General features: G+C 64.5%; 9 protein-coding genes and 1 pseudogene. 2 read left to right on the top strand and 8 right to left on the bottom strand.

Translation table 11 applies throughout. The features are described 5' to 3' along the window. Positions 1–37: 37 nt before the first annotated feature. From BMY03_RS26375 to BMY03_RS15115, 7 genes are all read right to left on the bottom strand, one after another. A complete protein-coding gene (locus BMY03_RS26375) occupies positions 38–214 on the bottom strand; it encodes a hypothetical protein (protein ID WP_167335923.1) in 177 nt (58 codons plus the stop codon). After that, positions 211–1323, bottom strand: coding sequence for a PepSY-associated TM helix domain-containing protein (locus BMY03_RS15140; protein WP_094011540.1), 1113 nt, complete (start codon positions 1321–1323; stop codon positions 211–213). The genes BMY03_RS26375 and BMY03_RS15140 overlap by 4 nt, the downstream gene beginning before the upstream one ends. A gap of 75 nt (positions 1324–1398) precedes the next feature. Continuing rightward, positions 1399–3834, bottom strand: coding sequence for a TonB-dependent siderophore receptor (locus tag BMY03_RS15135; RefSeq protein ID WP_094011539.1), 2436 nt, complete (start codon positions 3832–3834; stop codon positions 1399–1401). Between the two features lie 148 nt (positions 3835–3982). Next, the gene (locus BMY03_RS15130) at positions 3983–4927 is read right to left on the bottom strand and encodes a FecR domain-containing protein (protein WP_094011538.1); all 945 of its coding nucleotides are present in this window, start codon (positions 4925–4927) and stop codon (positions 3983–3985) included. Next, on the bottom strand, positions 4924–5442 hold the full coding sequence (locus tag BMY03_RS15125; protein WP_038707220.1) for an RNA polymerase sigma factor: 519 nt from the start codon (positions 5440–5442) through the stop codon (positions 4924–4926). The genes BMY03_RS15130 and BMY03_RS15125 overlap by 4 nt, the downstream gene beginning before the upstream one ends. A gap of 123 nt (positions 5443–5565) precedes the next feature. Continuing rightward, entirely contained in the window at positions 5566–6276 is a 711-nt protein-coding gene (locus BMY03_RS15120; RefSeq protein WP_094011537.1) for a 3'-5' exonuclease, read from the bottom strand. Then, positions 6273–8210 (bottom strand): putative nucleotidyltransferase substrate binding domain-containing protein, encoded by a 1938-nt coding sequence (locus tag BMY03_RS15115; RefSeq protein ID WP_094011536.1) that lies wholly within the window; start codon positions 8208–8210, stop codon positions 6273–6275. Before BMY03_RS15115 ends, BMY03_RS15120 begins: the two co-directional genes overlap by 4 nt. A 205-nt stretch (positions 8211–8415) precedes the next feature. On the opposite strand from BMY03_RS15115, the pseudogene BMY03_RS15110 reads away from it, so the two are divergent. Further along, a pseudogene (locus BMY03_RS15110) lies at positions 8416–8872 on the top strand (response regulator). Positions 8873–8939: 67 nt separating this feature from the next. On the opposite strand, the gene BMY03_RS15105 reads toward BMY03_RS15110, so the two are convergent. Beyond that, the gene (locus tag BMY03_RS15105) at positions 8940–11117 is read right to left on the bottom strand and encodes a malate synthase G (RefSeq protein WP_023630881.1); all 2178 of its coding nucleotides are present in this window, start codon (positions 11115–11117) and stop codon (positions 8940–8942) included. Between the two features lie 461 nt (positions 11118–11578). On the opposite strand from BMY03_RS15105, the gene BMY03_RS15100 reads away from it, so the two are divergent. Continuing rightward, positions 11579–12097 carry a glycine cleavage system transcriptional repressor gene (locus BMY03_RS15100; protein WP_023630882.1) on the top strand — a complete coding sequence of 173 codons (519 nt, stop codon included), beginning with the start codon at positions 11579–11581 and terminating at the stop codon, positions 12095–12097. The last annotated feature ends 236 nt before the right edge of the window (positions 12098–12333 follow it).

Here is a 12333-nt window from a genome sequence, read left to right as displayed (position 1 = left end):
CGCTACTGGGCCCTTGCGGGCGGCCTGTGGTATCCGGCTATCGACCGCACAGGCTGCGCACGCCGAGCACGGCGGGGACGCCCAGACCCAGCCAGGCGAGCGCGTCCCAGGGCCCATCACCCAGCAGGGCGGCGAACAGCCCGGCGGCGCCCAGCAAGCCGATGAGCAGGGGCCAGGCGAAAATCCGCAGGGTTGGCTGTGACTTGTGGCTCATGCACGTGCCTCCCTGGCTTTGCGTTGCTTGCCCCACCACAGGTACAGACCACTGCCGAGCACGACGATGGTCAGCACGTCCAGCACCGCCCACAGAATCTGCATGGAGCGGCCGCCGTAGTCACCAAAATGCAGGGGCTGGGACAGGCCCATGGCGTCCATGTACCAGGGCCGGGCGCCGACCGCGGTCACTTCCAGGGTGCGGGCGTCGATGAGTACCGGGGTAAACAGGTGGGATGTCAGGTGCGTGGCACCGTTCATGAATACCGCGTAATGGTGTTCGCTGGAGAAGCGCGTGCCGGGGAAGGCGATGAAGTCCGGACGCATGCCTGGCGCGGCCTGTTCGGCGATCTTCAGCAACTGCGTGGCCGGGGCGCGTTCGGTGAGCGGCGGGGCATCGCGGTAGGGGGCGACCATGGCCGCCAGGCTGTCATTGCGCCAGGCGGCGATCACCAGGTCGGACAGGGCGCTGATTACCCCGGTGACGCCGACCACCAGGGCCCAGGTCAGGGTCACCACGCCGATCAGGTTGTGCAGGTCGAGCCAGCGCAGGCGCCGGGATTTGTCGTGGCGCACCGTGGCGAACTCCAGGCGGCGCATGAACGGCGCGTACAGCACCGTGCCGGAGATGATCGCGATGATGAACAGCAGGCCCATGCAGGCCAGCCACAACTTGCCGGGCAGCCCGGCGAACATGTCCACGTGCAGACGCAGCATCAGCATCATGAAACCGCCGTTGGCTGCCGGCATGGCCACGGCCTCGCCGGTGCGCGCATCGAGCATGAAGGTGTGCGATTGGTCCGGGTGGGTGCCGGCGGTGGCGGCCATGATCGCCACCACGCCGTTGGGTTCGTCCTCTTCGTAGCCGAAGTACTGCATGACTTCGCCAGGGCGGTGTTGCTCGGCCTTGAGCACAAGTTGCTGCAGGTCTAGATGCGGGGTGCCGGCGGGCATCTCGCGCAGTTCGGGGGCATCGCCCAGCAGGTGTTCCAGCTCGTGGTGGAAGATCAGCGGCAGGCCGGTCAGGGCCAGCAGCAGTAGGAACAGCGTGCACACCAGGCTGCTCCAGGTGTGGATCGCTGACCAGCGGCGGATGGTTTGGCTTTTCATCACGGCTCCTTACACCATCGCGGGGCAAGCCCGCTCCCACGATCTGCGGGAGTAGGCTTGACCCGCGATGGCCACTCAGAACTTGTAGTTGACGCTGGCCATTACGTTGCGCTCGTCGCCGTAGTAGCAGTAGTAGCCATCGCAGGTCGACAGGTAGTCCTTGTTGAACAGGTTCTTGGCATCCACGGCAACCGTCACGCCCTTGAAGGTACCGTTCAGGCGGCCCAGGTCGTAGTGCACCGAGGCGTCGTACACGGTATACGAGCCGACGTGGCCCCAGTCGGTGTTTGTGGTGTTGCCATAGGTGTCACCTACATAGCGCACACCCACCCCGACGCCGAAGCCGTCCAGCGGGCCGCTGTGCCAGGTGTAGTCGGCCCACGCGGTAGCCTGGTTGCGTGGCACCTGGGCCATGCGCTTGCCTTTCTCCTCAGTGGTGCCCTTGACGATCTCGCTATCGTTGTAGGTGTAGGAGCCCACCAACTTGAGGTTTTCGGTTACATCGGACGTGGCCTCCAGCTCCAGGCCCTTGACCCGGACTTCACCCACCTGGCGGGTGACGTTGGCCTCGGTGACCGACATGTTCTCCTGGGTCAGGTCGAATACCGCAGCGGTGAACAGGCTCTTGCTGCCTGGCGGCTGGTACTTGATACCTAGCTCATACTGTTTGCCTTCGGTGGGCTTGAAGGCATCGGTGCTGTTGACCGAGGAGCCTGACGCAGGTTCAAAGGACTCGGCATAGGAGATATAGGGGGTCATGCCGTTGTCGAAAACGTAGCTCAGCGCCGCATTGCCGCTGAACTTCTTGTCACGCTGGGTATTGGTGGCATCGCTCATGTTGTGGAACGTGGTACCGGTGTGCACCCAGTCTTCGCGGCCACCCAGTGTCAGGCGCCAGTTGTCCAGGGCCATCTGGTCTTGAAGGTAGAGGCCGGTCTGCTGCGTTTTCTGGGTGTAGTCGTACATGTCGAAGTACTGGACGTTCGAGAAGTCCTGGCCGTACACCGGGTTGTGGATGTTGCTCGGCGGCACGCCGGCCGAGCCCCAGCGCCAGTGGGCATTGCTGCTGGAACGCTGGTGATCGAGCCCAAGCAGCAGGGTGTGGCTGACCACGCCGGTCTGGAAATCGGCCTGGAAGTTGTTGTCCACGGCGAACTGGCTGATGTCCTCCTCGACAATACCGGCGGTGCGTTGCACGGTGCCATCGGGGCTGACGGCTTCATCCGGGCCTTTGGGCCAGATCGAACCGCCAGCGGTGATCCCTTTGAAGTCCAGTTCGTTGCGCACGTAGCGCAGGTTCTGGCGGAACTGCCACATGTCGTTCAGTCGGGTCTCGAACGCATAGCCCAGGTGGTAGTAGGTACGGTCGTAGGATTCCCAGTCGGGATCGCCCAGGTTCTTGTGGTGGGAAATCTTGCCTGCCGGGCTGGCCAGCTTGGTGCCCTGCAACGGCAGGAACTGGCCGGTGATGCCGGTATCGTCGCGGGTATACTGGCTGAGGAAGGTCAGCTTGGTATCGTCGTTGATGTTCCAGGTCAGGCTGGGAGCGATGTTGTAGCGTTTGTCCGGAATATGATCGACTGGTGCGCCGCTGTCGCGCACGGTGCCGCTGACACGGTAAAGAAACTGGCCGGCATCGTCGACCTTGCCGGTGCTGTCGAAGTTGATCTGCTTATGGTTGTTGCTACCCACCTGGGCTTCCACTTCATGGCTGCTTTCCAGCTGGGGCCGACGGCTGGTCATGTCCAGCAGGCCACCAGGCGGGGTCTGGCCATAGACGGACGAAGCAGGGCCGCGCAGTACGGCAATACGCTCCAGATTCCAGGTCTCGATCTTGGGGGTGGCGTAGTTGCCCTGAGGCAGTGGCAGGCCGTCGAGGAACTGGGTGGGCACGAAGCCACGCACCAGCAGCCAGTCATTGCGCGAGTCTGCGCCGTATCCGCTGCTCTGCACGCCTGCGGTGTAGCGCAAGGCGTCATTCAGGTTGAGGACCGGGCGGTCTTCCATCTGCTGGCGAGTGATCACGCTAACTGAGCGTGGCAACTCCGCGATGGCAGTATCTGTCTTAGTGCCCGCCGCAGTGCGGGTCGCGGTGTAGCCCTCTACCACGCCCCAGGCGCTTTCAAAGCTGCTGTTGGCGTCGATGTTTGTCTCCGGCAGTGCCAGCGTGCCCTCGCTTGCCGTTACCAGGCTATAGCTGCCGGCGCTGCTCTGCTGCAGTTGCAAGCCCGTACCACGTAGCGCGGCTTGTAGAGCGCCGACGGCGTCGAACTGGCCGCTTACCGGTGCCGAATTGCGCCCACTGACCAGCGCCGGATCCAGCGCCAGGGCGATACCGGCCTGGCTGGCGATCTGGTTCAGGGTGCTGGCCAGCGGTGCGCTGGGCAGGTTGTAGGCACGCATGGCGGACTGTTCGGCGGCGAACAGGGCGGTGCTGGCCAACGGGGTGGCCAGGCCGATGGCCAGGGCCATCAGGCTGGGGCGAAGCAAAGCATCAACGGCACGGGACATTCAGCGGCTCCTCGACGAAATAGTGCTGACTGCTTCCTTGCCGAGCGAGAGTGGAAAAGTGACAGGGGGGTGTGAAAAAAAATACGACTGATTTGCAAAACCCTTTGGGAGGCGGCAAGCCGGCTGCCAAAGGGCGGTCTGGCTGGGGCTATTTGGCGGTAACGGTGACCCACCACGGCGTATGCCGTTCGATCTTCACCGGCAGCACCGGTTGCAGCGAGGCCAGGGCCAGGTCGGTGTCGGTCAGCGGGAAACTGCCGCTCACGCGCAGCTCGGCCACTGCGTCGCTGACGCCCAGGTGGCCGCTGCGGTACTGGCCGAGGGTGGCCACCAGGTCGGCCAGGCGCACGTTGTCCACCACCAGCATGCCGCGGGTCCAGGCGTCGCTGCCGACCGCCACGGGGCTGACACTGCCCAGGCCGTCGGCGCTCATCAGGACTTGCTGGCCTTCGCGCAGCACCTGCTCGTCGCCGCTGTGCTGGGGTTTGGCGGCTACCGATGCCTGCAGCACCTCCAGGCGTGTGCCGGCCTTCTCGCGCTTGACCAGGAAGCGGGTGCCCAGCGGGCGTAGGCGACCTTCCTCGGTGCGCACCAGCAACGGGCGGCTGTCCTTGTGGCCGGTTTCCACCGAGATCTCGCCCTGGTGCAGGACGATCAGCCGTTGTTCGCCCTGGAAGTCGATGTCCACCGCGGTCTGGCTGTTGAGGCTGAGCAGGGTTCCGTCTTCCAGGCGCAGGGTACGCAACTCGCCGGTGCTGGTGCTTTGGTCGGCCAGCCAGTAGGTGGGCGACAGTGACGGTGCGCCAGCCCAGGCCAGCAGACCGCCGAGTAGCAGCATGCCGGCCAGGCCGCCCAGGCGCTGGCGCAACCCGGCCCGGGATTGCAGCAGGGCGTGGCGTACCGGTCCGGCGGCAGCGTTGACGCGCTGGTCGAGCATGCCCAGTTGCAGCCAGGCGCGGGCGTGCTCCTCGTGGGCGGCGTGCCAGCGCGTGAACTCGCTGCGTTCGTCCGGGGTACCGCTACCTTCGTCGAGGCACAGCTTCCAGGCGATGGCCGCTTCCAGCACCTTGCTGGAAACCGGGGCATGCCTCATGTCGGCTCACCGTAAAGAGCGACATAGCACTGGCGCAGGCCTTGGGCGATGTACTGGCGCACGCGCGAGACCGACACCCCGAGGCGCTCGGCGATCTCGGCGTGCCCCAGGCCGTCCAGGCGGTTGTACAGGAAGGCTGCCCGGGCCTTGCTCGACAGCTTGCCCAGCAAGCGATCGATGGCCTTGAGGTCTTCGAGGATCAGGTGTTGCTGTTCCGGTGACGGGTGCTCGGCTTCGGGCAGCAGCGCCAGTTCCGCGAGGTAGGCCTGCTCGAGGGCGGCACGACGGAAGTGGTCGAACAACAGGCCCTTGGCCACGGCGACCAGAAAGGCGCGCGGTTCGCGAGGGGCGTCCAAACGCTCGCGGCCGAGCAGGCGCACGAAGGTGTCCTGGCTCAGGTCCTCGGCACGCTGGCGGCAGGCGGTGCTGCGCTGCAGCCAAGCCAGCAGCCAGGTGCGATGGTCGCGGTACAGCGCTCCGACCAGTTCGGCATGTGGACTGTGCGCAGACGTCAAGAAGCGTTCCCCGGGAAAGAATGCGTTAACTAACGATAATTATTCGCGATTGTGGCAGAGGCAGGGGGAGGGCGCAATTGACGCTTATCGGATTGCCAGCATGTCAGGGGAGCGCGATAAAAGTCAGAGGCCGTGGTGCTGCGCCTTGCGTCGTCGCCACTGGCGCACCCGCTGCTCCAGCTGCAGCGGGCTGTCCAGTTGCTGGCGGCGCGCCTGGCTGAACAGGATCAACGCGAGTTCCGCGGTCACCTGGGCATCGGCGCTGGCATGGTGGCGGGCCTGGACTTCGAGACCGAAACGGGCGATCCAGTCGTCCAGCCCGGCCTCGCGCAGCACGGTGTCGGGGTTGAGCATCGGCGCCAGCTCCGCCACGTCGAGAAACGGATGCTGCAGGCGCAGACCCAGGCTGTCCTTCAACGCCCGGGCCAGCATGCGCTGGTCGAACGGGGCATGGAACGCCAGTACCGGACTGTCGCCAATGAACGTCATCAGGTCGAGCAGGGCTTCGACCGGTTCGCAGCCGGCGGCCAGGGCGCTGGGGCCCAGGCCGTGGATCAGCACGCTGGCGTTGGTCTTCTGTTCGGGGCGGCGCAGGGTCCGTTCGAACGGCCGGCCGAGGTCGATGGCACCGTCCTCGATGGCCACCGCGCCGATCGACAGCACCTGGTCGCGATTGAGATTCAGGCCGCTGGTCTCCAGGTCCAGCACCACCCAGCGCTGTTCGCGCAGGGAGCACACGCCCAGGGGAGCAGGGCCGGGCAACGCGTCCAGGCGCCGCTGCAGCGCCGCATCGAGTTCGGGTGCTGTGGGGCGCAACCAGGCGAACAGGTTCACAACTGGTACCGCAGGGCCAGGCTGCTCTGCAGGCGCTGGGCCTGGCGCAGGGACTCGCGCAGGATGCGCCGATCCAGGTGGTTGAGGCTGTCGGGGTCGAGCCGGTTGGAGTAAGGCATGTTCTCGCGGCTCTGGCGCTGGTGCTGCTGCATGCGGGTCTGCTGGATGAAGTGGTAGGCCTCTTCATAGGCGGCGCCGTCGAGCGGGTCGATTACCCCCTGAGTAATCAGCTGACGCAGCCGTTCGAGGGTGTTGCAGGCCGTTATGCCATGGGCTAGGGCCAGCAGCCGAGCGCCATCGACGAACGGGGTCAGGCCTTGCACCTTGAGGTCGAGGGTGGCGGCCTTGTCGTCACCCTGGCGGGTCAGCACGAACTCGCGCAGGCGCCCGACCGGCGGACGCTGGCGCAGGGCGTTGTCGGCCAGCATGCGCTGGAAGATGCGGTTGTCCGCGACCTGCTCCAGCAGGCCCTGGCGCAGTTGCTCGCAGCCTTGCTCGTCGCCCCAGACCACGCGCAGGTCGAAATAGATGCTCGAGCGCAGCAGGTTCTCGGGGCTGGCTTCGCGTACGAAGCCGGCGAAGCGCCGCGCCCACTCGCCACGCGACAGGCACAGCTCGGGGTTGCCGGCCATCACGTTGCCCTTGCACAGGGTGAAGCCGCACTGGGCCAGGTTGTGGTTGATATGCTGGGCCAACGGCAGCAAGCGTGCGCGGATCGCCTCGGCTTCGGCGCCGTCACGGGCCTCGAAAAGAATGCCGTTGTCCTGGTCGGTGTGCAGGGTCTGCTCGCGGCGGCCCTCGCTGCCGAAGCACAACCAGCTGAACGGCACGCCGGGGTCGCCGCGCTCGGCGATGGCGAGTTCGATCACCCGGCATACAGTGTGGTCGTTGAGCAGGGTGATGATCTGGGTAATCTGCGTCGAGGACGCGCCGTGGGCGAGCATGCGTTCGACCAACTGGCCGATTTCGCCGCGCAGTGACACCAGGCTGTCCAGCCGCGGTGCATGGCGGATGGTGCGGGCCAGGTGTACCAGGTCGACGCGTTGCAGAGAGAACAGGTCGCGCTCGGAAATCACCCCGCACAGGCGCTGGTTGTCAACCAGGCAGACGTGGGCGATGTGGCGTTCGGTCATCGCCATGGCGGCGTCGAACGCACTGGCCTGTGGGCTCAGGTAGAACGGTTTGGCGGTCATGTAGCGCTCGATGGGCGCGGTCAGTTCGGCGCTGGCGTCGGCCACCACCTGGCGCAGGTCGCGCAGAGTGAAGATGCCGATGGGGTGGCGCTGCTCATCGATGATCACGATGCTGCCGACCTGTTGCTCGTGCATCAGGCGCACGGCTTCGCGCAGTGCCAGGTCTGGCGTGCACACCACCGGGTGGCGCAGCGCCAGTTCGCCCAGCGGTGTGTTAAGCGAGTACTGCGTGCCCAGGGTTTCCACGGCGCGCTGGCGCACTTGCTGGTTGACCTGGTCGAGCAGGCTGCTGACGCCGCGCAGGGCGAAGTCGCGGAACACCTCGGACATGGAAAACACACGAATGAACGCGGCCTTGTCCAGTTGCAGGCAGAAGGTGTCTTCGCCGGCCAGGTGCTCGGTGCGGGTGGCCCGCTCGCCGAGCAAAGCCGCCAGCGGGAAGCATTCACCGCTGGTGATCTCGAAGGTGGTCTCGGTGCCTGGCCTGGTGACATGGTGACGTTCGCCGACCACGCGCCCCTGCTTGACGATATAGAAGTGCTCGACCGGGCCCTCTGCCGGCGTGATGATGCTTTCTCCGCCCGCGTAGAAGCGCAGCTGGCACTGTTCCACCAGGTAGGCCAGGTGGCTGTGTTCCATCTGGTTGAACGGCGGGAAACGCTGCAGGAACTGCAGGGTGCCCTGGATGTTTTGCAGTACCGCTGTCCTGCCGGCCTGGGTATAGGCGTCCTTTTTGCTCATGAAGCTGACCGTATCGCTACGCCGAACTATATATATCTATCTATAGGGGTCGGCTTTGTTGTTCTCGGCCCCCATGGTCGGCTGGCCGTACTGTGGTGCCCATTGGACGTAAGTCTAGAGCGAGGCTGTCAAGGATCCGACGAAAGGCGAACCGGGCTATGTAAATTTCGCGGTCCTAAGCTGTGAACGAGATTTTTTTGACGAGATGGGCCATGGCCGAGCATGAAGACATACTGAGTGACGCCGAGCGCGAGGCACTGGCCGGGGTGAGTGCGCCTGTCGCGGCTCGTCCCGTGGTACTGGTGGTGGACGACAATCCGGTGAACAGCGAGGCGCTGAGCCTGTACCTGAAGAGCCGAGGCATCGCCTGCATGACGGCAGACGGTGTGCAGGAAGCGATGTTGAAGCTGCATTACGAACCACGGATCGCGCTGATGATCACCGACCTGCGCATGGAGCCGAAGGATGGCCTGGAGCTGATTCGCCAGGTTCGCGAGTCCGAGCGGGCGGCGCTGTCGATCATCGTGGTGTCGGGCGACACCGATGTGAAGGAGGCGGTGGACGTGATGCACCTGGGGGTGGTGGATTTTCTGCTCAAGCCGGTGGACCTGGGCAAGTTGCTGGAGCTGGTGCGCCGCGAACTGAGGATGGATCAGGGCTGAAAACGATCGCGGGGCAAGTCGCATCGATGCTCCGATGCGACTTGCCCCGCGATGTGTTACTGGCGGCTTACAGCCCGTTGCGCGCCTTGAACTCGCGACGACGACGGTGCAGGACCGGCTCGGTGTAGCCGTTCGGTTGCTTGGCACCCTCGATCACCAGCTCGATCGCCGCCTGGAACGCGATGTTGTCATCGAAGTTCGGCGCCATCGGGCGGTACAGGGCGTCACCGGCGTTCTGCTTGTCCACCACCGCGGCCATGCGCTTGAGGCTTTCCAGCACCTGCTCCTGGGTGACCACGCCATGGCGCAGCCAGTTGGCCAGCAGCTGGGCCGAAATCCGCAGGGTGGCACGGTCTTCCATCAGGCCGACATCGTTGATGTCCGGCACTTTCGAACAGCCCACGCCCTGGTCGATCCAGCGCACCACGTAGCCGAGGATGCCCTGGGCGTTGTTGTCCAGCTCGTTGCGGATCTCTTCGGCCGACCAGTTGGTGTTGGCCGCCAGCGGGATGGTGAGGATATCGTCGACCGAAGCTGGGGTGCGCGAAGCCAGCTCGCGCTGACGGGCCTGCACATCGACCTTGTGATAGTGCAGGGCGTGCAGGGTGGCGGCGGTCGGCGACGGTACCCAGGCGGTGTTGGCGCCGGCCAGCGGGTGGGCGATCTTCTGCTCGAGCATGGCGGCCATCAGGTCGGGCATGGCCCACATGCCCTTTCCGATCTGCGCGCGGCCCTGCAGGCCGGTGGCCAGGCCGACGTCGACGTTGTTGTTTTCGTAGGCGCCGATCCACTTCTCGTTCTTCATGGCGCCCTTGCGCACCACGGCGCCGGCTTCCATGGAGGTGTGGATCTCGTCACCGGTGCGGTCGAGGAAGCCGGTGTTGATGAACACCACGCGCTCGGCCGCGGCCTTGATGCAGGCCTTGAGGTTGACCGTGGTACGGCGCTCCTCGTCCATGATGCCGACCTTGACGGTGTTGCGTTTCATCCCGAGCAGATCTTCGACGCGGCTGAAGATCTCGGCGGCGAACGCCACCTCTTCAGGGCCATGCATCTTCGGCTTGACGATGTAGACGCTGCCGGTTCGGGTGTTCTTGCGGCTAGTGTTGCCGTTGAGGTTGTGCAGGGCGATCAGGTTGGTGAACAGGCCGTCCTGGATGCCTTCGGGGATTTCGTTGCCCTGGGCGTCGAGGATCGCCGGGTTGGTCATCAGGTGCCCGACGTTGCGCACGAACAGCAGCGAGCGGCCGTGCAGGGTCACGCTGCCGCCATTGGGCGCGGCGTATTCGCGATCCGGGTTCATGGTGCGGGTGAAGGTCTTGCCGCCTTTGCTCACGCTTTCGGCCAGGTCGCCTTTCATCAGGCCCAGCCAGTTGCGGTAGACGATCACTTTGTCGTCGGCGTCGACGGCGGCGACCGAGTCTTCGCAGTCCATGATGGTGGTCAGTGCCGATTCCATCAGGATGTCTTTCAGTCCGGCGGCGTCGGTGCTGCCGACAGGGGTGCTGGCGTCGACCTGGATCTCGAAGTGCAGGCCGTTGTGCTTGAGCAGCACCGCGGTCGGCGCAGCGGCATCGCCGTGGAAACCGATCAGCTGGGCATCGTCACGCAGCCCGCTGTTGCTGCCGCCCTTGAGCGCGACTACCAGCTTGCCGCCTTCGATGCGGTAGGCGGTGGAGTCGACATGGGAGCCGGCGGCCAGTGGCGCGGCCTGGTCGAGGAAGGCGCGGCCGAAAGCGATCACCTTGTCGCCACGGACCTTGTTGTAGCCCTGGCCTTTTTCAGCGCCGCCTTCCTCGCTGATGGCATCGGTGCCGTACAGCGCGTCATACAGCGAGCCCCAACGGGCGTTGGCGGCGTTCAGGGCGAAGCGGGCGTTCATCACCGGCACCACCAGCTGCGGGCCGGCCATGACCGCGATCTCTTCATCGACGTTCTGGGTGGTGGCCTGGAAGTCCTCGACGGCTGGCAGCAGGTAGCCGATTTCCTCGAGGAACGCCTTGTAGGCCACGGCGTCGTGGGCCTGGCCTTTGCGGGCCTGGTGCCAGGCGTCGATCCTGGCTTGCAGCTCGTCGCGCTTGGCGAGCAGGGCTTTGTTCTTCGGAGCGAGGTCTTTAATGATCTCTGCCGCCCCGGCCCAGAACGCATCGGCCTTGATGCCGGTTCCAGGGATCGCTTCGTCGTTGACGAAGTCGTACAGGGCCTTGGCGACCTGAAGGCCACCGACTTGAACGTATCCAGTCATTGCTTGCCTCACCTCTGCTCAGCTATTTCGCTTTCGCTCTTCTGTATTAAGCCTGTAGCGCTTCTCTAAACACGGCACCAGTGCATGCCCGCGTGATCCGGGGCGGCTGGGTGCGGCTCGCCAGACGGGCCGGCGGGCGGTTGGCGTATTTTCACAGGCGCCTTGGCAGACATCGAAACGACGTTTTTGTAGTCCGCGCCGATGCATACTACATGAAGCAGCAGGCAGGTAAACATCAGACTAAAAGCGTCGCTCTGCGACCGATTGGTCGCATGGGGTCACGCTGGGAGACGATATGTTCGCAAAAAACAGGTGGATTGTTCCAGATAAATCTTGAAACAGTACACGATGAGTTGCCCTGACTGTCCTGCGGCAGGTTGCCGCGCCTTGCCTATACTGATTCGATCCCCGTATCGCCCCCATCTGCGGCGGCGCTTGCAGAGCAATGAAGGAGTGGCACCGTGGACCATCTTGTACTGACCGTGATTGCCCCTGACAAGGCCGGGCAGGTAGAACGTATCGCCCAGTGCATCGCCGATCACAACGGCAACTGGCTGGAAAGCCGCATGTCACGCATGGCCGGCCAGTTCGCCGGGATCCTGCGAGTGGCGGTACCGGCGGAGAACTACGCCGAACTGGTCGAGTCATTGCAGAAACTGGGCGACCACGGCATTCGCGTATTGATCGCCGAAAGCGGCATAGAGCCGTCCTGCACCTGGAAACCGATCGCTATGGAGCTGGTGGGCAACGACAGGCCCGGCATCGTTCGCGACATTACCCGCTTGCTGGCAGAGCTTGGGGTGAACGTGGAGCGTCTTAGCACCGAGGTGCGCCCGGCGCCGATGAGCAGCGAGCCGTTGTTCCAGGCCGATGCGCTGCTGGCGCTGCCGTTGACCCTGTCGCTGGATGATTTGCAGGCAAGGTTGGAGAGTCTGGCGGATGATCTGATGGTGGAGTTGAAGTTACGGTCGGAGGATTGATAGCGATAGCGGGCAATCGCGGGGCAAGACGGCTCCCACGGTTATCCCGATTTAACGGGGACGCCCCTGTGGATAACCTGGGGGCGTACCGCTGCAGCCCAATAACCACGCTAGTTAGCCAGCATTGAGCAAAAAACACTCAGTAATCAGTCGCTTGTGCACAAACCACGGGGACGAGGGTGTGGATAACCTCTGGAGACCTCGCTACAGGCTACGAATTTCGTGGCGTGTAGCTG

The sequence above is a fragment of the Pseudomonas soli genome, from assembly GCF_900110655.1.
GTDB classification, from domain to species: domain Bacteria; phylum Pseudomonadota; class Gammaproteobacteria; order Pseudomonadales; family Pseudomonadaceae; genus Aquipseudomonas; species Aquipseudomonas soli.
This window is presented reverse-complemented; position numbering and strand designations above follow the sequence as displayed.

Bases quoted from the DNA above. Each gene is read 5' to 3' on its own strand.
- BMY03_RS26375 (WP_167335923.1), bottom strand. From the start codon at position 214: ATGAGCCACAAGTCACAGCCAACCCTGCGGATTTTCGCCTGGCCCCTG.
- BMY03_RS15135 (WP_094011539.1), bottom strand. From the start codon at position 3,834: ATGTCCCGTGCCGTTGATGCTTTGCTTCGCCCCAGCCTGATGGCCCTG.
- BMY03_RS15115 (WP_094011536.1), bottom strand. From the start codon at position 8,210: ATGAGCAAAAAGGACGCCTATACCCAGGCCGGCAGGACAGCGGTACTG.
- BMY03_RS15105 (WP_023630881.1), bottom strand. From the start codon at position 11,117: ATGACTGGATACGTTCAAGTCGGTGGCCTTCAGGTCGCCAAGGCCCTG.
- BMY03_RS15140 (WP_094011540.1), bottom strand. From the start codon at position 1,323: ATGAAAAGCCAAACCATCCGCCGCTGGTCAGCGATCCACACCTGGAGC.
- BMY03_RS15130 (WP_094011538.1), bottom strand. From the start codon at position 4,927: ATGAGGCATGCCCCGGTTTCCAGCAAGGTGCTGGAAGCGGCCATCGCC.